The organism is Curtobacterium sp. MCLR17_031, assembly GCF_003234775.2.
Lineage (GTDB): Bacteria > Actinomycetota > Actinomycetes > Actinomycetales > Microbacteriaceae > Curtobacterium > Curtobacterium flaccumfaciens.
On record NZ_CP126270.1, the window covers coordinates 3,733,599 to 3,755,952 of the forward strand.

The following is a 22,354-nucleotide window of genomic DNA, read 5'->3' on the forward strand; positions in this document are numbered from 1 at the left end:
CTGCGTTCGCTCCGGTCCGGCCACGCCGACCTCCGCCGAGGACGCGAGATGACGCTCCGTGGCCGCTCGGTGATCTCGCTCACATCGGCCGAGCGCGATGTCTGGCCAACGCCTGACGGGCAACCGGGATCGCAATGGTCGGATCTCTCCGATCGTCGGATCGCGTTGCTCGGTGACGTCGAGAGCCACATCTGGGCGTTGCGACGCCGCTTCCGGCAGATCGCCGACGTCTCACCCGATGTTCGAACGATCGTGCAGCTCGGCGACCTGCGCTATTCCAGTCCGACGCGCGTGGGCAAGAAGGTCTGGCGCCGGGGAGCTGAACTAGTTGCAGAGGTGGACGCGATGTGCCGGGCGACGGGCGTCGATCGCTTCCTCCTCGTTCCCGGCAACCATGACTGGCCGCAACGGCTGGCTCAGGAGTTCTCAGCGCACCCGGAGAGGCCATTCCGCCTGGGTGAACGTGTGTGGACGATGCCTCGAGGGTTTCGGTTCGGCCTGGCCGAAGTCCGATGCATGAGCTTCGGGGGAGCGGCGTCGGTGGCCCGTTCGACGTTCCGCCCTGATTGGCACCCGTCGGAGCTTCCATCCGAGGATGAATACCGTGCTGCCGCGGCCGGCCCGCCGGTCGACGTCCTGTTCACTCACGAAGCGGTGGACGCGGGTGTCCCGAGCGTTGAGGACGCTATCGCGAGCCCAGCGCCCACGGGCACCGAGGCCTTTGAGATGGAGCAGTCTCGCTGGTCCCGATCCTGGACCACCTGGCTCGCTCGTTCCGTCCAAGCCAAGCGCGTCTTCCATGGACACATGCACGTGTACGGCTACGGCCGCCTGTCCGATACGCAGCGTGTGATCAGTCTCGCGCCCAACTACGTCCGCTACGGCGGCGGTGGCCTTCTCGATCTTCGAACCCTGGAGTTCACGCTGATGCCCGACCACTCCGGTTACTCCGACATGGATTTCGATGTCTGAGCCGGGGGCGGCCGACCGCGGCGAGCACCGTCTCGGCGTGGTCGTGGCGTCCCGCTCGGACGCGAACCTTGTTCGTGCTGTCGCACGGAAGCTCGACGTGACGCCCGAGCAGTTCCTCCTCTCGTCGGCGGTGGTCGCGGCGGAGAAGGTCGTCGCCGCTGATATTGCAAACAGGCATTGGCGGCGCAAGGTCACGAGCCGCTGGCTCACCTTTGTCTCGGAACGGCAGCTCCAAGATCGATTCGCGCGTCTGCTCAGGCGGGCACGCCACGGTGAGGAGATCATCATCGTGCTGCATGGGCGGCCCGTCGCGCGACTCGCAGGACTTGACGGCCAGCTCGCGATTCCTGACCGTCGTACACGCTTGCCCCGACGCACGTCGCATCGTGGTGAAGGACAAGGCGACGAACGCGCCGCACAGCCCGGATTTGACGGCCTGGAGGCCGATTCGGAGCTTGCGCGTGCTCACCAGGCCGTCGCCGACGGCGCACTCGATCGTGCTCACGACGAGACGATGGCGGCGTTGATCGCGCGCTCGCTCAGCGAAGAGGCGACCAGCCGGCTGCTGCGGCAGCCCGTGGACGCGGTCCGACAAGCGGCCCACGTCGGCCGCTTGTACGCCTTCACGATTGGGGGACGAGCGCACTTTCCTCGCTGGCAGTTCCACGGCCCGGCAGTCTTGCCGTGGCTGAACGTCATCGTCGCCGCGGCCGGCGGTCCGGCTGCAGTAGCCATGCTCCAAACGTTCATGACGACGCCGTCCGATCACCTCTTGGCAGACAACCGCGCTCAAACGCCACGCGACTGGCTCCGCTCAGGACGGAGCGTGGCCCCGGTAATCGCACTCCTCGAAGGACGAAAGCACACGTGACCGACGCACCTGATGGGCAGCCGCTGCTTCTCGCCCACACGACCTTCAACGATGCGGTCTTTCCCGTCACCGTCAACGAGCCCCTCAACGGAGCCGCCGTGACTGAAGTCGCCCTCGCGCCAGAGCCGGTGTGGCTTCCAACGATGGGCCTCCCCACGACCGTCGTTCGTGTCACCTTCAGTTGCACACCCCTACGCGCGACCCAACTGCTCGGAGCAAGAATCGAAGTGGACGTCAACGCGGAACTGACTGACGTATTCTCCGGCGCAGACGTCTACCCAAGAAGCCTCGAGACGGTTCAACCGACCTCGGTCGGTCCCGGCACATTGCAGGTCGAGACGCGGCTCCCCATGTCACCATTCGTATTTACATATCCCCGCAAGCTCGGACTCAGTCTGCGCGCGCAAGCGTCCTCAGACCAGGATGATGCGTGGTGACCGGGACATCGGCCGCTGCAGCCTGCGTGCGCTGCGTCCGCTAAACGACCCGGCGTGGACATGATCGTCCCGGTAGGCGGTGATCCACGGGTCCTCTCCGGCTCAGACGAGAGGTCTGGTTCTACCGTCAGTCCCGCATCTAGCAGAGCTGTGAGCAGCTTCGCTCTGTGCCGTGCTTCTAACTTCGCTTCGTGTCGGGTAGTCCGGTCGCTAGGGCTGCAGGAGCTCTCGCTCGATGCGTGCGGCGACGGCGTCCCGCATCGGGCGCACGTCTCCTGGTGACCAGGAGGTGGGGTCGGGGAACGACCACTCCAGGACCGTGCCGCGTGGTTCGGCGGGGAGATCGAGGCCGGGCTTCATGAGGACGACGATGTCCGCGTGCTCGAGCAGGCCAGCCGTCAGTCGCCGGGGCATGCGTCCGGTGATGTCGAGGCCCAGTTCGCCGACGGTCGCGGCGATCGAGGGGTTCACCTCCTCGGCGGGGCTGATGCCGGCGGAGGTGGCGGTGTATCGGTCGGGGGCGGCGAGTTCGAGGAGGGCGGCGCCGAGTTGTGAGCGGCCGGCGTTGTGCTTGCAGATGAATAGGACGGTCGGCTTCGTGGTCATGGATGCAGGTCCGGTCAGTTGGTGCAGCACGAGGTGTTGCCGGCAGCCGAATCAGGCGGAGTGCAGCAGGTCGCGTCCTCAACGTCGGGAGTGGCGGTGGCGGCTGGGGTGGTGCAGCAGGAGCTGCCGCCGATGTCGGTGGAGCAGACGCCGGTTTCGGGGAGGACGAGTTCGACCAGGCGCGCGGCGGTGTGGTCGCCGGCGAGTTCGGCGGCGATGGAGCGGACCTGCTCGTAGCCGGTCAGGAGCAGGAACGTGGGCGCGCGGCCGTAGGACTTCATGCCGGCAATGAAGAAGTTCGGCTCCGGGTGCGCCAACTCGGCGACACCGTGCGGGGCAACGGAGCCGCAGGAGTGCAGGTTCGGGTCGATCAGCGGTGCGAGGGCTCGGGGCGCTTCGACGATGTCGTCAAGGCCGAGCCGGATCTCGCGAAGCATGTCGAGGTCGGGCCGGAACCCGGTCGCGTTCACGATGACATCAACGGTCACCGCGAAGGGCTCTCCGGCACGTCGGCCGGTGACGGTGACCTGGTCGCCGTCGGGTCGGACATCGTCGATCTCGAACGACGCGATCTGCCGCACCTGACCGGACTCGACAAGCCCGTGGACGGTGGAACCGAGCTGCCCGCGGGCGGCCAGCCCATCGGCTGCGTCCGCGCCGAGCCGGGCGGTGCCGGCGTTCCGGACAGCCCACAGCACGTCGGTACCCGGCGCGGTCTTGGCGAGGCTGGCGAGCTTGATGAGGGTGTTCGCCGCGGAGTGGCCGGCACCGACGACGAGGACCCGCTTCCCCGCGAACCGGGCACGGTCGGCACCGAGGACGTCAGGCAGTGCGTGGACGACCCTGTCGCCGAGATCCGCGGCGGGTGCGAGCCCAGCGGCAGTGAGAGGGTTCGGGGACGTGTAGGTGCCGGACGTGTCGACGACCGCACGGGCAGTGACGTCGTGCGCACCGTCGGCGGTGTGGAGGCGGAGCAGGAACGGAGTGTCGGCGCGGCCGGTGGAGCGGGTGCGATCCATGCCCTGCCGTGACACCGCCTCCACGCGGATGCCGTACTGGATCACCGGTGCGAGCTGCGGGGTCGCTGCCAGGGGTGCCAGGTACGTGTCGACGAGGTCGTGGCCAGTGGGCAGGGATGACGCCCGCGGTGCTTCCCAGCCGGTGCCTTCCAGGAGACGCCGCGCGGCAGGGTCGATGACGTACTGCCACGGGGAGAACAGCCGCGTATGTCCCCACGCGCGAACGCTCGTCCCAACCGTCGGGCCAGCTTCGTAGACGACGACGTCGAGCCCCTGCTCGAGGAGGTGCGCAGCGGCGGCGAGGCCGACGGGGCCGGCACCGATGACGGCAACGGGGAGCCCGGTGAGGCGGTCCGCGTCGGTCCGGGGTGGGACGGTGAGGGTGAGCGTCATGATCTGCGGCTTCCTGGTCGTTACGCGGTTGCGTTGGTGGGCAGCAGCTCGGCGAGGAGCGTCTGGACGCGGTGCTTGATGTCGTCGCGGATGGGGCGGACGTCCTCGATGCCGCGGCCGGCGGGGTCGGTGAGGTCCCAGTCCTCGTAGCGCTTGCCGGGGAAGATCGGGCAGGCGTCGCCGCAGCCCATGGTGATGACGGCGTCGGAGTCGCGGACGGCGTCGGTGGTGAGGATCTTCGGCTGGTTGCCGGCGATGTCGATGCCGTCTTCGGCCATCGCCTGGATCGCGATCGGGTTGATCTGGTCCTTCGGCTCGGAGCCGGCGGAGAGGACCTCGACGCGGTCGCCGCCGAGGGCGTGGGCGTAGCCGGCGGCCATCTGGGAGCGTCCGGCGTTGTGGACGCAGACGAACAGGATCGTGGGCTTGTCGCTCATGGTGTGTGTCTTTCCGGGTTCAGTGGACGAGGGTGAGCCAGCCGGCGAGGGCGGCGAGGGTGATGGCGAGGACGGGGATGGTGAGGACGATGCCGGTGCGGAAGTACTGCCCCCACCCGATGTGGATGCCCTTCTTCTCCAGCACGTGCAACCACAGCAGCGTTGCGAGGGAGCCGATGGGGGTGATCTTCGGGCCGAGGTCGGAGCCGATGACGTTGGCGTAGACCATCACCTCGTGCGTGAGCCCGGTCGCGCCGGCGCCGCCGATGGCGAGGGCGGCGATGAGGACGGTGGGCATGTTGTTCATCAGGGACGCGAGGATCGCGATGGTGAACCCGACGCCGAGCGCCGTGACGAGGACCCCGTGGTCACCGAACACGTCGAACAGCTTCGCGAGGTGATCGGTGAGGCCCTGGTTCTGCAGGCCGTAGACGACGAGGTACATGCCGATGGAGAACAGCACGATCTGCCACGGCGCCTCCCGGATCGTCTTCCACACCGGAATCACCCGCCCCGACGGCGCCTCTGCACCGCCACCGGCGGCACGGACGGTGGCGGTGCCGCCGGTGGTGACCAGGACCGGTGCGGCCTGGGCGCGGGCGAAGAGGAACGCGGGCTGCCGGGCGGCAACGAGCACGATCACGACCGCCCCGACGCCAGCGACGGCCGCGAGCGGGATGCCGAGCGGGTCGGCGGCGAAGTAGCCGACGAGTAGCAGCGCGAGGACGACCCAGCCGGCACGGAACGTCGCCCGGTCCCTGATGGCGGCGGCGGGGCTGGTGAGGGCGAGGACGTCGTACCGCTTCGGGATGCTCCTGCCGAAGTAGAGCAGCAGCATGCCGAGGGAGGCGAGGACGGAGACGATGCCGACGGGGATCATGACGGCGGCGTACTCGGCGAAGCCGAGGTGGAAGTAGTCGGCGGAGACGATGTTGACAAGGTTCGACACCACCAGCGGCAGGCTGCCGGTGTCGGCGATGAACCCGGTGGCGAGGATGAACCCGAGCGCCGCCTTCTGCGGCATGTTCAAGGCCCGGAGCATGCCGACGACGATCGGGGTGAGGATCAGCGCGGCCCCGTCGTTGGCGAACACCGCGGCGATGACGGCGCCGAGGCCGACGATGAGGACGAACAGCAGCCGTCCGTTGCCGCGGCCCCATCGGGCGACGTGGAGGGCTGCCCACTCGAAGAACCCGGCCTCGTCGAGGATCAACGAGATCAGCACCACCGCGACGAAGGTCAGGGTCGCGTTCCACACGATCCCGACCACGGTCGGGACGTCGGAGAGGCCGACGACCGTGGTGGCGAGGGCGATGCCGGCGCCGATGAGCGCGGTGTAGCCGATCGGGAAGCCCTTGGGCTGCCAGATCACCACCACGAGCGTCGCGACGAAGATCGCCGCAGCGACCACAGCCATCACCATCAGGCGCTCACCCCGGCCTGGGTCGCTGCGGCGGCGGCGCGTTCCCAGCCCTGCGCAGCGACCTGCACGGCGTCCCACGGAGACCCGAGCGGCGGCGTGTAGGAGAGGTCGAGATCGATCACGTCATCCACCGTGAGCTCCGCGTGGAGGGCGGTGGCGAACGTGTCGATGCGCTTGCTGATCTCCGCAGTCCGCTCGCCAACAATCTGGGCACCGAGGAGCCGACCGGTGGTCTGGTCGCCGGTGACGCTGATCGTCAGCGGGACGGCACCCGGGTAGTACCGCTTGTGGTCATCCGCCACCGTCACCCGCGTCAGCGGAGACACGTCCAGTGAGCCGGTCTCGTGCTGGCGGAGGCCGGTGCGGGCGGCGACGAGGTCGAACACCTTCACCACCTGCGTCCCCACCGAACCGGCGAACGTCTTCGAGCCGCCGAGCATGTTCTCCCCGGCGACCCGGCCCTGCTTGTGTGCCGTCGTCCCGAGCGGCAACCACGTTGTGCCGAGGAGGCGGTGGTGCGTCACGACGCAGTCACCGGCAGCCCACATGTGCGGCACCCCGGTCCGCATGGACGCGTCGACGACGATCGCGCCGGCCTGGCCCGGCTGTGCGCCGGCGGCGACGGCGAGGTCCGTGACCGGGCGGACGCCGACGCAGACCACGACGAGCGCGAACGTGCCCTCCGCGTCACCGGACGTGGAGCTGGTGGCGACGCGCCACTGCCCACCGCCTGCCGGGGTGATGCCCGTGACGGTGGAGCCGGTCAGGACCGTCGCGCCGTGGCGGCGGACCTCGGCCGTGACGAGAGACCCGAGTTCCGGGTCGAGGGTGGAGAGCACTTCCGGGCCGCGCTGGATCAGCGTCGTGTCGAACCCGCGCGCGACGAGCCCTTCGGTCATCTCGAGGCCGATGTAGCCGGCACCGACGACCGCCACCCGGCTCCCCGCGGGCAGCAGCTCGAGGGCGGCGACGACCTGCTCGGCATCCGTCATCGAGTGCAGCAGGTGGATGCCAGGCTCCCCGAACGGGACCCCTGCCGGGCGCACCGGCTCAGCGCCGGTGCCGATCAGCAACTCGTCGTAGGAGATCTCCTCGTCCCCAGCGGGGCCCGTGACGGTGAGGCGGCGGCGGTCGACGTCGACCGCGGAGGCCCACGTGGAGGAGCGGACGGTCATGCCGGCGGCTTCGAGGTCGGCGCGGGTGCGGTGCGCGAGCGACGCTTCCGTGGCGACGTCGCCGGACACCCAGTACGGGATGCCGCAGATGGAGAAGTTCGGGAACTCGTCCGCGAGCACCACCGTCACATCGGTGGTCGGGTCGAGTTCGCGGGCGCGGAGTGCTGCGGCGATGCCGGCGTCGCTGCCGCCGACGGCGAGGAGGTGAGTCATCAGGCTGGTCCTTCACGGATCGAGCGGGAGCCGAGAGCCGGCCCGTACATCGAAGCACGTCGATATCGATGAACGCAAATATAGACGCCCGTCGAAGTCCGTGGGAGGATGAGCCCATGACGATCGAGCTGCTTCCCATTCAGGACGTCACCGCGTGCTGCTCGCCCGTCACCACCGAAGCGATGGACCAAGCGTCCGCCGAGGTCCTCGCGAAGTCACTGAAGGCGATCGCCGACCCGGCACGGCTCCGGCTGATCTCGATGGTCGCCGCGCACGACGGCGCCGAGGCATGCGTGTGCGACCTGCAGGAGCCCCTCGGCCTGTCACAGCCAACGGTGTCGCACCACCTCAAGGTCCTCGTCGACGCCGGGATCCTGCACCGTGAGAAGCGTGGCACCTGGGCGTACTTCTCCCTCGTCCCCGGCGCCCTCGACACACTCGCCGGCCTCATCACCGTGCCGGCAAAGTAGGCCGAACCCGCGTAGCCGCGGATCTCCTCAGTGGTGGCCGTGAACGGCGGCGTGACCGCGCCCGCGGCTGATCATCCATCGATTGACGGGGGTGGTGACGATGAATGCAACCAGGAGCGAGAACGCGAGGGAGCTCCAGAACAGCCAGTCGCTTAGCTGCGCGTCCATGGCGCCGGGGACAGCGACGATGACTGTGTTGTCGATGATCTCCATGACGGCGATCGACACGGTGTCGGCGGCGAGAGCGACTTTGAACGCGGCGGAGAACGTCAGTCCGGATCGGATGACGCCGCGCATTGTGAGGGCGTAGCCGAAGATGAACGCGAGCACGATCGACAGGATGATCGTCCCGGTGTTGTGCAGGCCGGTGGCGGTGCCGATGACCATGCCGAGCACTTCGCCGATCGCGCACCCGGTGAGGCAGTGCAGCGTCGCTTGCGCAGCCATCGACCAGGTCGTCGCCCCGTGACTGCCCTCTTGTTTGGCCATCTTGTGGTCCTCGTGCGCGTCCATGGTGCTCCTCGTCAGTCGCTGTCAACGTCTCGTTCTGGTACCCCCAGGGGGTACCCTAGACGTCTAACGCCGATCCCTGTGATGTGTTCCCAAGCTGATCCGTGTGGCCGTGAATCCGCTCCGCCGGTTGCTTCCGCTTGAGCAGTTGCCGCACCATGGATTCCGCACCCCTGACCCGTCGGACTCACGAAAGCCGCATGCTCCTCACCGCCAATGCTCCGCGTCGTCGCCTGCTGCTGCAGGTCACGGCGACGTTGGCGTTGCTGCTGTTGATCGGCTTCACGGTGCTGATGCACAGCATGCTCGGCCACACCATTGGCTCCGAGCACGCGATGACCACGGCGTCGAGCGCCATGAGTGCGGAGCACGGCCACAGCGCTCCCACCAGCCACGCTGAGCACGCCGCTGCACCGGTAGGCACCGTGATGACGGGGTTGAGCGACGCCGGGTGTGACGGCGGGCTGTGTGCGCTGATGTGTTCGCTGATGGGGATGGCGTGCGCGCTGACAATCGCCCTGTTCGCGTGGGCGCTGCTGCGCGCCCGGAACGGCGGGGTCCTCTACGTCTTGGCGCGGCTACTCGCGCTGGTTGACCGGGTGGCGCGCCGCGTCGCGACAGCGAAACCGCCGTCATTGACGGCGTTGCAGGTCATTCGCATCTGATTCCTTCCCGCGGGATCCACCCACCTCGGGAGGTTCCCGCATGCCCGGAAACCCCGGGTAGGCACACGCCTGCCCGGATCACCTGACGCATCCACGGGAACGGAAACCTCTCATGCACACCACCACGCGTGCCCTCGTGGTCGCCTCCGCACTCACCATCGGCCTCACCCTCGCCGGCTGCTCGACCAACAGCACCGGATCTTCCGACAACTCGTCCTCGTCGTCGACATCGACGGCGTCGAAGCGCAACGACCAGGACGTGATGTTCACGCAGGAGATGCGCGCGCACCACCAGCAGGCGATCGAGATGAGCGACATGCTCCTGGACAAGGGCTCCGACGTTGACGCCGACGTCGTCACCCTCGCCAAGCAGATCAAGGCCGAGCAGACGCCGGAGATCAAGACCATGACCGGCTGGCTGAAGACCTGGGGTGAACCCACCGATACCTCGACCATGTCCGGGATGGATCACTCCGCGACGTCGGGCGGCATGATGTCCGATTCCGACATGGACGCCCTCGACAGGGCGTCCGCTGCGGTCGCGGGAAAGCTCTACCTCGAGCAGATGGTCGAGCACCACACCAGCGCTGTCGACATGGCGGGAGCCGAAATCGACAAGGGCAAAAACACCGGTGCGGTCGCTCTGGCGAAGTCGATCGTGTCGAGCCAGACCGAGCAGATCACCCAGATGAAGGACATACTCGCGTCGATGTGAGGCCGGCGCGGGTCGCGGCGGTGCCTCCCTCACTGCCGCGGCCCGCGACCGATCCCACCTTCTTCTCTCACTCGACTGCGATCGAGCCCCTTTGTGGAGAATGTGCATGCCCCGCACCGACCCCAGACGCTCACCCCGTCCGGGCGGACCTTCGCCGTCGACCCAGTCGGCTTCGGCCGAGCACTCCTGCACCGCCAAGTCATGCCCGGCGGCAGCAACCCCGTCGACCCATCAGACGCCGGGTTTCCTCCTGACCGCCTGCCAGTCCTTGCGCCACGCGGCGACTACGAAAACAGAGCAAATCACCAATGAGAATGGAATCGAACGTGACCGACTCAATGACACGCCGCCCCGAGGCTGACGAGCGGACGGCCAGCTGATGGCATCCAAGAGCGAGCACCGCGAGAGCGCGCGGCAGAAGGCAGCGGATCGCGCCGCAAACCAGCGAAGAGATCAGCGCCGTCGGCGGGTGCTGCTCGGCGCGGCCATCACTGTGACGCTTGCCGTCGGCGCAACGATCGGCGGGTTCGCCATCGCCGGGCAGAAGAACGCTGATGCGCCGCGCGCAAACCAGGTGACAGGGAAGGAGGTCACGACCGCACCACCGTGGGCTGCGCCAACAGATCCGTCTGCTCGAGCACGTGCCGCCGGGTTGGAGGTGGCTGGCATGGAAGGCACAGCACTCCACACGCACCAGCATCTCTCCATCACCATCGACGGTGTGCCCGTGACCGTGCCAGCAAACATCGGCGTTGACACGCAAAGCGGAGGGATGTCTGCGCTCCACACGCATGACACCGCGGGCATCATCCACGTGGAATCAGCAAAGGCTGCGCCCTTCGTCCTCGGGCAGCTCTTCACCGAATGGGGCGTTGCGCTCAAGGACCGTCAGGTGGGTGGCTACGCCAACGGACGGGACGGCACCGTGGTTAGAGTGTTCGTGAATAATGAGCAGACGTCGACCCCGCTTCCGAAGCTCCGACTCGAGGACCGGGACGACATCGCGATCGTCATAACCACTAACGGAACGACTCCAACTGCGCCGGCCCCCTTCGACTGGGCTGCTGCAGAGTAAGGCCCCTCCCGTCTTGGTAGGCGGTCGGCTACCAAGACGGGAGGAGTTCGTCGCAAACGTCCGTCAGTGTGAGCCCAGTTGTTCGGCTCGTTGCCGTCGAAGCGGAGGTCAGTCACGAAGTTCGTCGCGGACGAGCGCAGAGAGCGTTCCAACACCGTCGATCGCTCCGAGTACACGGGCGGCGACGCGGCCCTTTGTGTCGAGGACGATGGTGGTGGGAACGGCGTTGGGTGCCACCTGTCCGGAGAGCGCGAGCTGCATCCGGCCCTCGTTCGCATCGATGATGGACGGATAGCTGACTTTGAAGCGCCGTTCGAAGGCTTCCGCGGTGGAGCGCTGGTCGCGGACGTTGACGCCGATGAACTGCACGTCTTGGTCTTGGAAGCGTTCGTTGACGGCGTTGAGGTGCTTCGCTTCGGCGCGGCATGGCGGGCAGCTGGCGTACCAGAAGTTGATGACGACGACGGTGCCGGCGAGAGCGTCGGAGTTGAAGCGGGTGCCGTCGCTGGCGGTCGCATCGAAGCTGATGGGGTCGGTCCGGCCGGCGGGCGGTACCTGAGTGACGGCACCGTCGCCGGAGACGTAGTTCTGGGTTGTGCCGGACCTGTACTGTCCAGAGAGGCCGTCGTTGCTGCTGTCCGAACAGCCCGTGACGGCCAGCGCGACGAGGAGGGCGGCTGCGCTGGTCAGCGTGCCCCGGTAGCGGTTCGAGCGGGGATGGTGCGCCTGTCCGATGCGGTTCGCCATCAGCCGTCCTGCCGCTCGAGCGCGGTGGTGAGGGCTTGTTCGAGGTCGTCGTAGGTGCTGAGTTGCACGAGCTCGCCGTCGACGAAGAACGAGGGGGTGCTTTGGACCCCGAGGGTGGCGCCGTCGGTGACATCTCGTTGGATGCGGTCGCGGACGCTCTTGCTGGCGACGTCGCGGTCGTACTGGTCGAGGTCGAGGCCGAGGTCGGCGGCGTACTCGCGGAAGCGGTCGGCTTGGGAGTCGGTTCCACGTTCACCCCACTCGGCTTGTGTGGTGAACAGGCGCTGGTACATGGGTTCGAGCCGGTCTTGCCGGGCGGCGGCTTCGATCGCGTTGGCGGCGTTGCGGGCGTTGCCGTGGCCGGGGAGGGGGAAGTAGCGGAACGCGAAGGTCACTTCGCCGGCGTAGTCCTTCCGGAGCTGTTCGACGTAGGGGTAGAACGCGCCGCACGCTTCGCATTCGAAGTCCAGGAACTCGACGACGGTGACGCCGCTGGTGCCGGGCGTTCCGAGGATGTGGGTGTCGTCGCGGACGAGTGGTGCGGACGGTGACGTCGTCGTGTCCCCGGCGGGTGGGGTGGCGGTGCTGGGGGTGCTGACGCGGATGATGACGGCGATCACGACGATGAGGACGATGACGCCGGCGATGATGCCGGAGGTGATGCCGATACGGGCACTGCGGGTCATGGGAGGGGCTCCTAGGGGTCAGACGCCGCGGGCGTTGAGGAACGGCATGGGCGAGATGGCGGCACCGTTTTGGCGGATCTCGAAATGGAGGTGGCAGCCGGTGGAGAGGCCGGCGTTGCCGACGGCGGCGACGTTCTGCCCGGCGCTGACGCGTTGGCCGGCGCGGACGAGGATCCCTCCGGGGAACATGTGGGCGTAGTTGCTGGTGACGCCGTTGCCGTGGTCGATGGTGATGAGGTTCCCGTAGCCGCCGTAGGGGCCGGCGTAGGTGACGGTTCCGGCGGATGCGGCGTAGAGGCCGGTGCCGCACGGGGCGCCGAAGTCGTCGCCGGCGTGCATGCGGTAGTAGCCGAGCACGGGGTGCAGGCGGTTCCCGTACGACTGGTACGACCCGTATGAGGTGATCGGCATCGTCCACCCGGACGTCGACACTGCCCCCGGATTCGCGGCCGGCAGCGGGCGTGCTTGCGCGGCACGGGCGGCGGTGGCCGCTGCCGCGGCCCGTGCCGCCGCCGCGCGTCGACGTTCCGCTTCCGTGTACGCCGCCTCGGTGCTGAGGGTCCGGTTACGGAGGACAGCGAGCTGGTCACTGAGCTCGCGCTTCCGGGTGCGCTGCGTCGCTTCCGCTGCCGCCGCCTCGTCTGCAGCGGTGGTCGCCGTTTTGAAGGTCGCTGCAGCGTCGTCGCGGAGCCGGTCGCGGGCCGTTCGTGCGGCGGCGGCTTGCCGTCCGAGCGCGGTCGCAGTGCCGGCACGGGTGGCAGCGTCCTCGAGGGCGGCGTTCATCGTGTCGGTGACTTTCGCCGCGGTGCCGAGCCGTTCGAGGAGGTTTCCGGTGTCGGTCCCGACACTGACGGACAAGTCACGTCCGGCGGAACGGGACAGGTAGCCCGACCAGGACGCGATCTGCTCTTCTGCGCCGGCGGCGTCTTCGCGGGCGCGGGCGGCCTGCTCGGTGAGCTTGTCGTAGCGGCCGGCAGCCTCATCGGCAGCGTCTTGGGCTTCCTGTAGCTCCTTGCCGCGCGCTTTGGCAGTTGCAGCTGCTGTAGCGGTCTCATCCTCGAGTGTGGCGATGAGTGCGGTCAGTTCGGCGGCTTTGGCTGTCGCGGCTGCTTCGTCGCCGCGGGCTGCGAGCACGTCGGCCCAGGTCGGTGCCGGTGCTGCGGCGGCAGTGGGTGCGGGAAGAACAGCGCCCACGATGGCGGCGGCGGCGGTCACCGCGGAAATGATGCTGCGGCGGCTCATTCGGTGGTCTTTGGTCGGCGTCGGGTGATGAGCAGCACGGCGATGATCGCGAGGATCAGCACCGCGGTCAGGCCGGCGAGTACCCACACCGCGGGCCCGGTGTCTCGCGCACTGTCTGCAGCGGCCGCAGGCGTGGCGGACGGTTCCGTGGCGGATGCCGGATCCGGGGCAGCTGATGCCGTCGGCGTGCCGGTGGGGGTGCTGGCTGGGGCGGTGGGTGCTCCGGTGGAAGTGAACTGGTAGGTGCCGGAGATGGGGTGACCGTCGACGGAGACGCTGCGCCAGCCGAGGGTGTACGTGCCGGGCTTGGTGAGGTCGACGGGTTTCGTCAGGGTGCTGCCATCCACACGGACCGTGCCGGTGGAGGTTTCAGCACCATCGGGCCCGGTGACTTGAATGATCAGGCCCGATTCCAGACCGGCGAGTGGGGCTTCGGAGAACGTCAGGGTGACCTGGTCGAGGTCGCCGGAAACGGTGCCGTTCACGGCTGGTGTCGCCGAGGCGAGCGCGTCGTGCGCAGCAGCCGGGGCGGCAGGTACGAGCAGCGCCGTGGCAAGAGCGATCGGGAGGATGGTGAGGGCGAGAGCGCGCAGACGCACGGGAAAGCCTTTCGTCAGGACATCGCGGCGGCGTTGGCGCGCAGCCAGGCAGCGGGGTCGATTGGGGTGGTGCCGTTGGCGTGGACCTCGAAGTGCAGATGGGCGCCCGTGCTGCGGCCGGAGGAACCGACCAGGCCCACCAGATCCCCGGCGGTGACTGGCTGACCGGCGGACAGCGGTGAGGAACCGATGACCATGTGTGCGTACAGGGTCGACATGAGCCGGCCGTTGACGCGGTGGTCGATGACGGCGTACTGGCCGAACTCCGAGTGCCGGCCGGCGATCCGGACGACGCCATCGGCGACGACCTGGATTGGAGTGCCGGCGCCGGGCACGAGGTCGAGCCCTTGGTGGTTCGTTGAGCAGGTGGCGCACGGCGCCAGCCGGTAGCCGAAGCCCGAGCTCAACGGCGCGCTACCGGGGAACGGCCACTGCACCGCCCCTGGCTTCGACGCCCCCGGAGCCGGCGCCGAGCCTTGCTGCGCCACCGCCGCCGCGGCGCCGGTGGTGACCGTGAAGCCGTCTCGCTGCAGGGTCGGGTCGAGCGCCGATGCTGCGACGGTGAGGCTCTGGCCGTTCAGGGCCGGTGCGACCACAGCCTCCGGCGTGGCTGCTGCAGCGGTGTGCGCCGGGAGCGCCGCGGATGCGAAGAGCACCATCACAGCGGCAGCGCCGGTCGATGCGACCACGGAAGGCGCCGCCCGTCGGCGACGGGTTACCGCTGTGGTTCGGTCTGCGCGGTTCGATGAGGTGGTGCGCGCGGGTCGACGTAGGCCGTGGGCTGCGGCGCGTTCGGCGTCGAGGGCAGCGCGGCGAGTGAGGTGAGTGGGCAGGGAAGGGGTGTGGATGGTGGTGGTCACGGTTCCGATCAAGCGATTCCGGGGCGAGTGCGGGCAGGGCACGGCTGACGACCCCGATGATCGGGGTCGCCCGGAAGGCTGATCAGATGCGGGCGATGGCGAGCCCGGTCAGCGATACCGCAGACCACCGCTCAAACGTCCGCGGCGGTCGCACACAGGCGAGGACCCGGGACAGCATGAACAACGGCCTCTGGCGCTGCCCGATGCGGCTCCCGAGGGCGATGGTGATCACCGTCGTGATGACGAGCGCGACGAGCCCAAGTAAGGCGCAGAAAATGCCGCCGACACCGTCGTGGGCATCGATGTGCACCGTCGGCGGTTCCACGTGCCCGACGTTCGCGGTGCTGGCCGCTGCTGCGGTGAGGGTCGTGACGGCGGTGTCAGTGTGAGCTGCGTTGTTCTGCAGGGTGACGGCGCCGAGTAGCAGCAGGACGGCAGCGACGACCGCGGTGACTGCGCGCAGCAGCCGGAGCGGGAGATCACGAAGTGTCGTCATGGGAGGGGCGGCCATACCAATACGGCCGCATCCATTGTCACTGATGCTGTCAAGCCGCACAGTTCAGGCATGCGGGGTGTGTTCGTGGTCCCGGTGCATGGCGGGTTCGAGTTGGAACGTGGAGTGCTCGACGCTGACGTCGAAGTGCTCCGCGACACACGCCTGCAGCTGGTCGAGGATCTCCGGAGCGTGGTCGTCGCGGAAGCAGTCACGGGTGATGGTGACGTGGGCGGTGAGGATGGGAAGCCCAGACGCGATCTGAGAGGCGTGCAGATCGTGCACCGCCTCAACATGTTCGAGCGCCTCGAGGTGGGCGCGGACGTCGTCGAGGTCAAGACCGGCGGGTGTGGTTTCCAGCAGCACGTTGACTGCGTCCCGCAGCAGCACGAACGCGCGCGGCAGGATTAGCACGCCGATGAGGATCGCGGCGATCGCGTCGGCGCCGCCCCAGCCGGTGATGGCGATGACGATCGCGGCGATGATGACGCCGACCGAGCCGAGAGCGTCGTTGACGACCTCGAGGAACGCGGCCCGCAGGTTCAGGTTTGCTCCGCGCCCGGAGGCGAGGACGAGGATCGACACGAGGTTCCCGGCGAGGCCGATCACGCCGAAGATCAGCAGTCCCGCGGACGGGATCTCTGGCGGTGTGACCAGACGCTGGATGCCCTCGACTAGGACGAACAGGCCCACCGCGAGCAGGACCGCGGCCTGCGCGGTCGCGGCGAGGACTTCCGCTCGCGCGTATCCCCAGGTGCGGCGGGAGGTGGCGGGCCGCATCGCGAGGGTCGTCGCGAGCAGTGCCACGCCGAGCCCACCGGCGTCGGTGAGCATGTGGCCAGCGTCGACCAGCAGCGCCAAGGACCCCGTCCAAATCGCTCCGATCACTTCGGCGACGAGGACGGTGCTGGTGATCGCGAACGCGATCGCAAGCCGTTTCCGGTTGACGGTGCTGCCGTGAGCGTGGTCGTGCGTCATCCGATTCTCCGTCGGTCAGGCGATGTCAGCAGCAGTGGTCGTGGTCGTCGTGATGTTCGCGTTCCCCGGTGAGCACTGAAGCAGGAACGGCGCACGCTTCGCCGCGCCACGCTTCGAGGCCCTCGCGGACCGCGAAGACGACGATCACAAGTCCGGCGACTGCGTCTGCCCACGCCCACCCGAAGAGGGTGTTGAGCAGCAGTCCGATCAGGACTGCGGCGGAGAGGTAGGAGCAGATCAGCGTCTGCTTCGAGTCCGCGACGGCGGACGCGGACCCGAGCTCCTTGCCGGTGCGGCGCTCGAACAGGCTCAGCCCGGGCATCACCAGTAGCGAGACTGCGGTCAGGATGATGCCGACGGTGGAGTGCTCTGGGGAGCGGACACCGGTCAAACTCAGGATCGCGTCGATGCTGACGTAGAGCGCGAGTCCGAAGAAGGACACCGCGATCACCTTCAGTGCGACCCGTTCTCGTGCCTCCGGATCTGGGCCAGCGAACTGCCACGCGACGGCTGCGGCGGAGAGCACCTCGACGATCGAATCGAGACCGAAGCCGATCAGCGCGGTCGACGAGGAAACGGTGCCGGCGGCGATCGCGATGATCGCTTCGATGACGTTGTAGGTGATCGTCGCAGCGACGATCCACCGGATGCGCCGCTGCAGGATCCGCTTCCGGTCCGGCTGCAGCGTCCCGACGGCGTTCGTGGCGGTCATGCGGAGACCTCGCAGCTCATCTCGACTTCGCAGTCGTCTTCAACACAGTCGGCACCGTCATCGACGGCGAGGACGACGTCGAGCAGGGCGTGTAGTGCCGCCCCGATGTTCGGGTCAGCGATCTCGTAGCGGGTCGAGCGCCCCTCCGGGACCGCGACGACGATTCCGCACCCACGCAGACACGTCAGATGATTCGACACGTTCGACCGCGTCAGGCCGAGCGTTTCTGCGAGGCGTCCCGGGTATCCGGGGCCACTGAGGAGTTCGAGCAGGATGCGGGATCGAGTTCGATCGGTCATCGCCCGGCCGAAGCGGTTCATGACGTCGATGCGCGAAGCACTGGTCAGCATGCAATGACAATACAGCAGGCACTGACCTGTTGAGGGGGTTGTTTAGAGGAGGGTGACGTACTGCCCGATCTGCGCTCCGATGGTGTACATCAGCGAGGACCAGAGGCCCGTGACCATGAGGACGCCGATCAGGATCAGTACCCCGCCACCGATCAGGTTCACCGTGCGCATGTGTCGCTTGATCCGGGTGACTGCGGTTGTGGCCCAGCTTGCGCCGAGGGCGAGGAACAGGAACGGGATCCCGAGTCCGAGGCAGTAGGCGATGCCGAGGAGGACGCCGTTCCACGTGCTCGCCGCCTGCAGGCTCAGCAGATTGATTGCGGTGAGTGTGGGGCCAAGGCATGGAGTCCACCCGAGCCCGAACACGATGCCGAGAAGGGGTGCGCCGGCGATGCCGGTGGCGGGTTTCCAGCGTGGTTTCAGGGTGCGCTGCAGGACGCCGAAACGGCCGATGAATACGAGCCCCATGATGATCACGAAGCCGCCGAGAATCTGGGTTAGGAGGTCGCGCCAGCGGATCAGCCAGAAGCCGAGCGCGCCGAACGCTGCGGCATAGGCGACGAAGATGACGGTGAAGCCAAGGATGAACAGGAGCACCCCGAGGATGAGTGTGCTGCGGCGGCGTTGCTCGGCGACACCGCCGATGAAGCCGAGGTATCCAGGGACGAGTGGGAGTACGCACGGCGACAGGAAGGACACCAGGCCGGCGAGGAGCGCCACCGGGACGGCGACGAGCAGCTGCCCGCTGAGGATCGCTTCCGCGAAAGGGTTCCCGCTCATGCCGCCCCGTCCCTAGATGTGGGTTCGCCGGAGTGTCGGTTCGGCAGGAGGAACCGAAGGGCGAATCCGGCGATGCCGAGGGTGGCGAAGATGTCGGCGACGTTGAAGATCGCGAACCAGTCGACATTGATGAAGTCGACGACTTCACCGGTGAGCGGACCGTTCTCGGCGCGGGTGACTCGGTCCCAGAGGTTGCCAGCTGCCCCGCCGACGGCGACGCTCATCAGCCCTGTCGCGATCATGTCGGCTCCGCGAACCGCGCGGACGACTGCCCATGTCGTCAGGCACAGCGTAAGCACGATGATGCCGACCGCGAGCGGCGGACCCATGTTCCGTCCGAGGCTGAAAGCGACGCCCGGGTTGAAGACGAGCTGGAAGGTCATACCCGGCGCCAGCTCGATCACTCGCGACGGACCGAGCCCAGTGAGCGCCCACGCCTTCGAGAGCTGGTCGATGGTGAGCGCGGCGGCGGCGATCAGCAGCACCACAGCGACACGGCTGGTCGCTCTCATGACAGGACGTCGATGAGGCGCGCGATCACGCCGGATTCGATGAGGATGTAGAGGCCCAGGCCGATGAAGACGGCCGGCACGAGCCAGTGCTCGATCTTCTCGAGGGCTTCCGTGACGGTCTTGTTCGTGCCAACGAAGCGAGCGACGAGACACCACACCGCAACGAGGACGAGGAACACCGCGATCGTGACCACCGTGTCGGGAATCGGTGCTGTGCGGAATACGGGCGTGTACAGGGAGATGTTGTCGGCGCCGTTAGCGATGGTGATGCCGGCGACCCCAAGAAGGCCGCCCGCCCGCACCGCCGCGTCATCGTCATCGTCCTCGCCGCGGCGGCGCAGCGCACGGATCAACCCGACCAGGCCGATCCCGAGGGGAATGAGTCCGAGGAAGCCGACCCACTGATCGGGAACGATGGTGAGTCCAGCGGCAGCGAGGACGCTGATCGCGACGAGCGCAATGAAGCCGGCGTACTGGCCAATGACAACTTTCCACCCCGGCAGCGTGCCGCGCGTTGACGCGAGGAACAGCACCGTCAGGACCACGATGTCATCGATGTTGGTGGCAGCAAAAAGGCCTACCGCTCCTGCGATGGTGCCGATCATCGGGCATCGCGCCCGTAGGTCGAGCACAGGTCAACCTTGTGTCCGGTCGCTTCGAGCAGCAGCTCGGCAGTTTCGAGAACGTCGATGACCTCGGGGGTGCTCACCGAGTAGAAGTTCTGCCGTCCGTCTGCACGGGCAACAATGAGCCCGCAGTCCCGAAGGCACGCAACGTGCTCTGAAACTGTCGACTGGGCCAGGCCTAGCTCGTCCGTGAGATCCCGCACGCGCGCCTCGCTTCGGCTGAGTCGGCGCAGGATGATCAAGCGGTTCGGCTCAGCGAGCGAGTGGAATAGGGAGACGGCGGCGGTCATGTCTGCGGTCATCGGCATCGGCCGATCATATCGGAAACCACCGATCATGGAGACCCGTTCTCGATCTCGTGCCAGAAACCTCCGATTTCGCTACAACGGAACGAAGTCGCCGTGAGACATCCGCCGCGGCGGCGTGTCTTGTAGCTGTGGGCAGCTTCGCTCCGTGTCGTCGGAATCGCTTCCTTCGGTGTCGGGACGTCGCGGGTGCGCGAGACGGCCCGCGTGACTTGGGGTTCGGGTGCATAATGGTGGTGTCTTCGGACCCGGTAGTGGGGCTTGCCGGACCCAACCTCGACAGTTGTCGACAACAGTCCCTATCTCAGCTGGTCGCGCTTCTGCGCGCCTGAGGTAGGGAGTGTCATGACAGCACCAATCGGTTCCGGACCGGTCGTCGTCGGCGTCCTGCCCGGCCTCGCTCCGGGGGTCATCGAGGTTGCGTCGTCTATCGCGCGGCGCTTCGGTACGACGCTGGTGTGCGTCAGCGTGGATGCATCGCTCTTCGATGCCGGTACGCGCTCGGACGGGTCGGTGATGGTGGAACCGATTGACCCTGACACCGCTGACACGACACCGCAGGGCTTGTCGGACAGTGACAAGGCGGCAGTACGTGCTGCCGCAACGACCTACGGCGTCGACGTCACGTTCGTCCCGGGTGTCGGGGATCCGAGCCGGGCACTGTCGCAGGTGGCCGAAGACCGCGACGCGGCGATGCTGGTCGTCGGGGCCAGGACGGGAGCGGGTCGAATCGCGGAGTTCTTCACGGGGTCGGTCGCGGTACGGCTGACCCATCAGCAGCACCGTTCAGTGCTCGTAGTGCCCGTTGATCCGGTCGGGTTCGATGCCCCACTGCCGTGGGACACCCCGTGACCGGCCAGCTTGTTCTGCTCCGCCACGGACAGAGCACTGCGAACGCTGCCGGTACCTTCACCGGCTTGCGAGACGTCGCGCTGACCGAACAGGGCAGCGCCGAAGCGAATCGGGCTGGGTTGCTACTTCTGCATGCCGGCATCCGACCGGACCTCGTGCTCACGTCGACGCTCGAGCGGGCGCTCCACACGGCGGAGCTCGTCACCGACGTCCTCGGACGTGATGCGCCGATCGAGTCGACGTGGCGGTTGAACGAGCGGAACTACGGCGCCCTCACCGGCATGTCCAAGCAGAATGCGCAAGCGGCGTTGGGGGCGGAGCAGTTCTTCGCTGTTCGTCGGACCCGCACGGGACGGCCACCACGCATGTCGATCCGCGCGTGGCTGGCGCTCCGGCGGACGCCGGCGCTTCGTGGACTGCCGTGGGCGGCACTTCGTCGAACCGAAACACTCTCCGACGTCATCCGCCGGGTCCAACCCGTCCTGTCGCACAGCATCACCCCGGCACTCCGCGACGGGCAGACAGTGCTCGTCGTCGCGCACGGCAACTCACTGCGGGCACTGTGTGCCTGCATGGACGGCCTAACTGACGGTGAGCTCGCGGACCTGAACCTCCCCACGGGCGAACCCCTGATCTACCGGTTCGACGGCGACGGTGGGTTCTGTCCGCGGGGTGGGGAGTACCTGCATCCGGCAGCACGAGCAGCAGCGGCAGCGGTCGCTGCGGAAGGTGGAACATGACCTCCCGAACGGACACGCACCTGCCCGATGGGCAGCTCCCGCCCGACCCAGACATCGACGCCAACGACCCGGAACGTATCGACCGGCCAGTGCATCTGCGGTGGCGGTACCTCGGTGTCGTCGCACTCGGCGGCGCCATCGGTACCGCCGCACGCGACGGACTCAGCACCGCGTTCCCCGCTCAGCAGGAGGTGTCCTGGGCGATCTTCTGGATCAACATCGCCGGCGCGCTCCTACTGGGTGTGCTGCTGGAACACCTCGCGCATCGCGGACCTGACGAGGGTCGCCGCCGGACACTGCGCCTGCTTCTGGGAACCGGTGTCCTCGGCGGGTTCACCACCTACAGCACCCTCGCGACCAGCACCGCGGTGTTGTTCCTCGCTGGCCGCGGGTTGGCCGGCACCGGGTACGCGCTCCTGACGGTCCTCGCCGGCGCGATCGCCACCGGTAGCGGCCTCGCGATCGCGGGTTTGGTCCGACCGAACGGGGCCACATCATGAGCGCCCTGGCCTTCCTCAGCGTCGCGGTCGCTGGCGGTGTCGGCGCGGCCGCACGGTTCTTCGTGGATGGTGCGATCAACCGGGGTCGGCAGTTCCGGCTCCCGGTCGGGACGCTGACGATCAACATCACCGGCTCGTTCCTGCTGGGCTTGATCACCGGCGCCGCCGGTCACCTCGGCGCCACCCCCGTCGCGGTGCTCGGAACAGGGCTCATGGGTGGCTACACCACGTTCAGCACCGCCAGCTTCGAGACCGTCCGCCTCGCACGCACTGGCCGCACCACCGCGGCTGCCGTGAACGGGCTCGGGATGCTCGTCGTCTCCGTCGCCGCAGCCGCCGGGGGCGTCACCCTCGGCACCCTCACTTGACCATCCGACTGGGAGACGAACAG

30 protein-coding genes are annotated in these 22,354 nt (G+C 67.8%); 11 read left to right on the top strand and 19 right to left on the bottom strand.

The window, feature by feature from the left end; genetic code table 11:
* Positions 1-48: 48 nt before the first annotated feature.
* From DEI96_RS17750 to DEI96_RS17760, 3 genes are read left to right on the top strand one after another with little or no spacing between them, the layout of a single operon-like run.
* Positions 49-972: a metallophosphoesterase family protein gene (locus DEI96_RS17750; RefSeq protein ID WP_165901310.1), complete on the top strand. Its 924-nt coding sequence runs from the start codon at positions 49-51 to the stop codon at positions 970-972.
* Complete coding sequence (locus tag DEI96_RS17755) at positions 965-1,843, top strand: type II toxin-antitoxin system prevent-host-death family antitoxin (RefSeq protein ID WP_111022533.1); 879 nt, start codon at positions 965-967, stop codon at positions 1,841-1,843. The genes DEI96_RS17750 and DEI96_RS17755 overlap by 8 nt, the downstream gene beginning before the upstream one ends.
* On the top strand, positions 1,840-2,280 hold the full coding sequence (locus tag DEI96_RS17760; protein WP_131845091.1) for a hypothetical protein: 441 nt from the start codon (positions 1,840-1,842) through the stop codon (positions 2,278-2,280). The genes DEI96_RS17755 and DEI96_RS17760 overlap by 4 nt, the downstream gene beginning before the upstream one ends.
* Positions 2,281-2,490: 210 nt before the next feature.
* On the opposite strand, the gene DEI96_RS17765 is transcribed toward DEI96_RS17760, so the two are convergent.
* From DEI96_RS17765 to DEI96_RS17785, 5 genes are read right to left on the bottom strand one after another with little or no spacing between them, the layout of a single operon-like run.
* Positions 2,491-2,886: an arsenate-mycothiol transferase ArsC gene (locus DEI96_RS17765; protein WP_111022532.1), complete on the bottom strand. Its 396-nt coding sequence runs from the start codon at positions 2,884-2,886 to the stop codon at positions 2,491-2,493.
* Between the two features lie 14 nt (positions 2,887-2,900).
* The gene (locus tag DEI96_RS17770; protein ID WP_220039107.1) at positions 2,901-4,298 is read right to left on the bottom strand and encodes an NAD(P)-binding domain-containing protein; all 1,398 of its coding nucleotides are present in this window, start codon (positions 4,296-4,298) and stop codon (positions 2,901-2,903) included.
* 20 nt (positions 4,299-4,318) lie between these two features.
* Positions 4,319-4,735, bottom strand: a complete 417-nt coding sequence (locus DEI96_RS17775) for an arsenate reductase ArsC (RefSeq protein ID WP_111022531.1) — start codon at positions 4,733-4,735, stop codon at positions 4,319-4,321.
* A 19-nt stretch (positions 4,736-4,754) separates the two neighbouring features.
* Positions 4,755-6,152, bottom strand: a complete 1,398-nt coding sequence (locus DEI96_RS17780) for an arsenic transporter (RefSeq protein WP_111022568.1) — start codon at positions 6,150-6,152, stop codon at positions 4,755-4,757.
* A 5-nt stretch (positions 6,153-6,157) separates the two neighbouring features.
* Positions 6,158-7,546: an FAD-dependent oxidoreductase gene (locus DEI96_RS17785; RefSeq protein ID WP_111022530.1), complete on the bottom strand. Its 1,389-nt coding sequence runs from the start codon at positions 7,544-7,546 to the stop codon at positions 6,158-6,160.
* A gap of 116 nt (positions 7,547-7,662) precedes the next feature.
* Here DEI96_RS17785 and DEI96_RS17790 point away from each other — a divergent pair, with 116 nt between their 5' ends.
* Positions 7,663-8,016, top strand: a complete 354-nt coding sequence (locus DEI96_RS17790; protein ID WP_111022529.1) for an ArsR/SmtB family transcription factor — start codon at positions 7,663-7,665, stop codon at positions 8,014-8,016.
* 27 nt (positions 8,017-8,043) lie between these two features.
* Here the strand turns inward: DEI96_RS17790 and DEI96_RS17795 are convergent, their stop codons facing one another.
* Positions 8,044-8,529, bottom strand: coding sequence for a DUF4396 domain-containing protein (locus tag DEI96_RS17795; protein WP_181440454.1), 486 nt, complete (start codon positions 8,527-8,529; stop codon positions 8,044-8,046).
* 197 nt (positions 8,530-8,726) lie between these two features.
* On the opposite strand from DEI96_RS17795, the gene DEI96_RS17800 reads away from it, so the two are divergent.
* From DEI96_RS17800 to DEI96_RS17810, 3 genes are all read left to right on the top strand, one after another.
* The gene (locus tag DEI96_RS17800; RefSeq protein ID WP_111022528.1) at positions 8,727-9,191 is read left to right on the top strand and encodes a hypothetical protein; all 465 of its coding nucleotides are present in this window, start codon (positions 8,727-8,729) and stop codon (positions 9,189-9,191) included.
* 112 nt (positions 9,192-9,303) lie between these two features.
* On the top strand, positions 9,304-9,906 hold the full coding sequence (locus DEI96_RS17805; RefSeq protein ID WP_111022527.1) for a DUF305 domain-containing protein: 603 nt from the start codon (positions 9,304-9,306) through the stop codon (positions 9,904-9,906).
* Between the two features lie 379 nt (positions 9,907-10,285).
* The gene (locus tag DEI96_RS17810; RefSeq protein WP_146246857.1) at positions 10,286-10,981 is read left to right on the top strand and encodes a hypothetical protein; all 696 of its coding nucleotides are present in this window, start codon (positions 10,286-10,288) and stop codon (positions 10,979-10,981) included.
* Between the two features lie 108 nt (positions 10,982-11,089).
* Here DEI96_RS17810 and DEI96_RS17815 read toward each other — a convergent pair whose 3' ends face one another.
* The 13 genes from DEI96_RS17815 to DEI96_RS17875 all read right to left on the bottom strand — a co-directional run bounded on the left by DEI96_RS17815 (position 11,090) and on the right by DEI96_RS17875 (position 19,874).
* Positions 11,090-11,728, bottom strand: coding sequence for a TlpA family protein disulfide reductase (locus DEI96_RS17815; RefSeq protein ID WP_111022525.1), 639 nt, complete (start codon positions 11,726-11,728; stop codon positions 11,090-11,092).
* The gene (locus tag DEI96_RS17820) at positions 11,728-12,414 is read right to left on the bottom strand and encodes a DsbA family protein (RefSeq protein ID WP_111022524.1); all 687 of its coding nucleotides are present in this window, start codon (positions 12,412-12,414) and stop codon (positions 11,728-11,730) included. The genes DEI96_RS17815 and DEI96_RS17820 overlap by 1 nt, the downstream gene beginning before the upstream one ends.
* A gap of 18 nt (positions 12,415-12,432) precedes the next feature.
* Positions 12,433-13,656 carry a M23 family metallopeptidase gene (locus tag DEI96_RS17825; protein WP_111022523.1) on the bottom strand — a complete coding sequence of 408 codons (1,224 nt, stop codon included), beginning with the start codon at positions 13,654-13,656 and terminating at the stop codon, positions 12,433-12,435.
* Positions 13,653-14,255, bottom strand: coding sequence for a copper resistance CopC family protein (locus DEI96_RS17830; RefSeq protein ID WP_181440453.1), 603 nt, complete (start codon positions 14,253-14,255; stop codon positions 13,653-13,655). Before DEI96_RS17830 ends, DEI96_RS17825 begins: the two co-directional genes overlap by 4 nt.
* A gap of 14 nt (positions 14,256-14,269) precedes the next feature.
* Positions 14,270-14,944, bottom strand: a complete 675-nt coding sequence (locus DEI96_RS17835; protein WP_284183620.1) for a M23 family metallopeptidase — start codon at positions 14,942-14,944, stop codon at positions 14,270-14,272.
* Between the two features lie 253 nt (positions 14,945-15,197).
* A complete protein-coding gene (locus DEI96_RS17840; protein ID WP_146246854.1) occupies positions 15,198-15,611 on the bottom strand; it encodes a hypothetical protein in 414 nt (137 codons plus the stop codon).
* Between the two features lie 63 nt (positions 15,612-15,674).
* Positions 15,675-16,586: a cation diffusion facilitator family transporter gene (locus DEI96_RS17845; protein ID WP_111022520.1), complete on the bottom strand. Its 912-nt coding sequence runs from the start codon at positions 16,584-16,586 to the stop codon at positions 15,675-15,677.
* A gap of 25 nt (positions 16,587-16,611) precedes the next feature.
* A complete protein-coding gene (locus tag DEI96_RS17850; RefSeq protein WP_111022519.1) occupies positions 16,612-17,298 on the bottom strand; it encodes a cation diffusion facilitator family transporter in 687 nt (228 codons plus the stop codon).
* Positions 17,295-17,648: a Cd(II)/Pb(II)-sensing metalloregulatory transcriptional regulator CmtR gene (gene cmtR, locus DEI96_RS17855; protein ID WP_111022518.1), complete on the bottom strand. Its 354-nt coding sequence runs from the start codon at positions 17,646-17,648 to the stop codon at positions 17,295-17,297. The genes DEI96_RS17850 and cmtR overlap by 4 nt, the downstream gene beginning before the upstream one ends.
* Positions 17,649-17,690: 42 nt before the next feature.
* Positions 17,691-18,428, bottom strand: coding sequence for a cytochrome c biogenesis CcdA family protein (locus DEI96_RS17860; protein WP_111022517.1), 738 nt, complete (start codon positions 18,426-18,428; stop codon positions 17,691-17,693).
* Complete coding sequence (locus DEI96_RS17865; protein ID WP_181440452.1) at positions 18,425-18,916, bottom strand: signal peptidase II; 492 nt, start codon at positions 18,914-18,916, stop codon at positions 18,425-18,427. The genes DEI96_RS17860 and DEI96_RS17865 overlap by 4 nt, the downstream gene beginning before the upstream one ends.
* Positions 18,917-18,936: 20 nt before the next feature.
* On the bottom strand, positions 18,937-19,545 hold the full coding sequence (locus DEI96_RS17870; protein ID WP_111022515.1) for a cadmium resistance transporter: 609 nt from the start codon (positions 19,543-19,545) through the stop codon (positions 18,937-18,939).
* On the bottom strand, positions 19,542-19,874 hold the full coding sequence (locus tag DEI96_RS17875; protein ID WP_220039106.1) for an ArsR/SmtB family transcription factor: 333 nt from the start codon (positions 19,872-19,874) through the stop codon (positions 19,542-19,544). Before DEI96_RS17875 ends, DEI96_RS17870 begins: the two co-directional genes overlap by 4 nt.
* A gap of 342 nt (positions 19,875-20,216) precedes the next feature.
* Between DEI96_RS17875 and DEI96_RS17880 the strand changes: the two genes are divergently transcribed.
* The 4 genes from DEI96_RS17880 to DEI96_RS17895 all read left to right on the top strand — a co-directional run bounded on the left by DEI96_RS17880 (position 20,217) and on the right by DEI96_RS17895 (position 22,331).
* A complete protein-coding gene (locus DEI96_RS17880; RefSeq protein WP_060915497.1) occupies positions 20,217-20,723 on the top strand; it encodes a universal stress protein in 507 nt (168 codons plus the stop codon).
* Positions 20,720-21,463, top strand: a complete 744-nt coding sequence (locus tag DEI96_RS17885) for a 2,3-bisphosphoglycerate-dependent phosphoglycerate mutase (RefSeq protein ID WP_055960826.1) — start codon at positions 20,720-20,722, stop codon at positions 21,461-21,463. The genes DEI96_RS17880 and DEI96_RS17885 overlap by 4 nt, the downstream gene beginning before the upstream one ends.
* Before the next feature lie 89 nt (positions 21,464-21,552).
* On the top strand, positions 21,553-21,963 hold the full coding sequence (locus tag DEI96_RS17890; protein ID WP_055962328.1) for a CrcB family protein: 411 nt from the start codon (positions 21,553-21,555) through the stop codon (positions 21,961-21,963).
* Positions 21,960-22,331: a fluoride efflux transporter FluC gene (locus tag DEI96_RS17895; RefSeq protein ID WP_055960823.1), complete on the top strand. Its 372-nt coding sequence runs from the start codon at positions 21,960-21,962 to the stop codon at positions 22,329-22,331. Before DEI96_RS17890 ends, DEI96_RS17895 begins: the two co-directional genes overlap by 4 nt.
* Positions 22,332-22,354 lie beyond the last annotated feature (23 nt).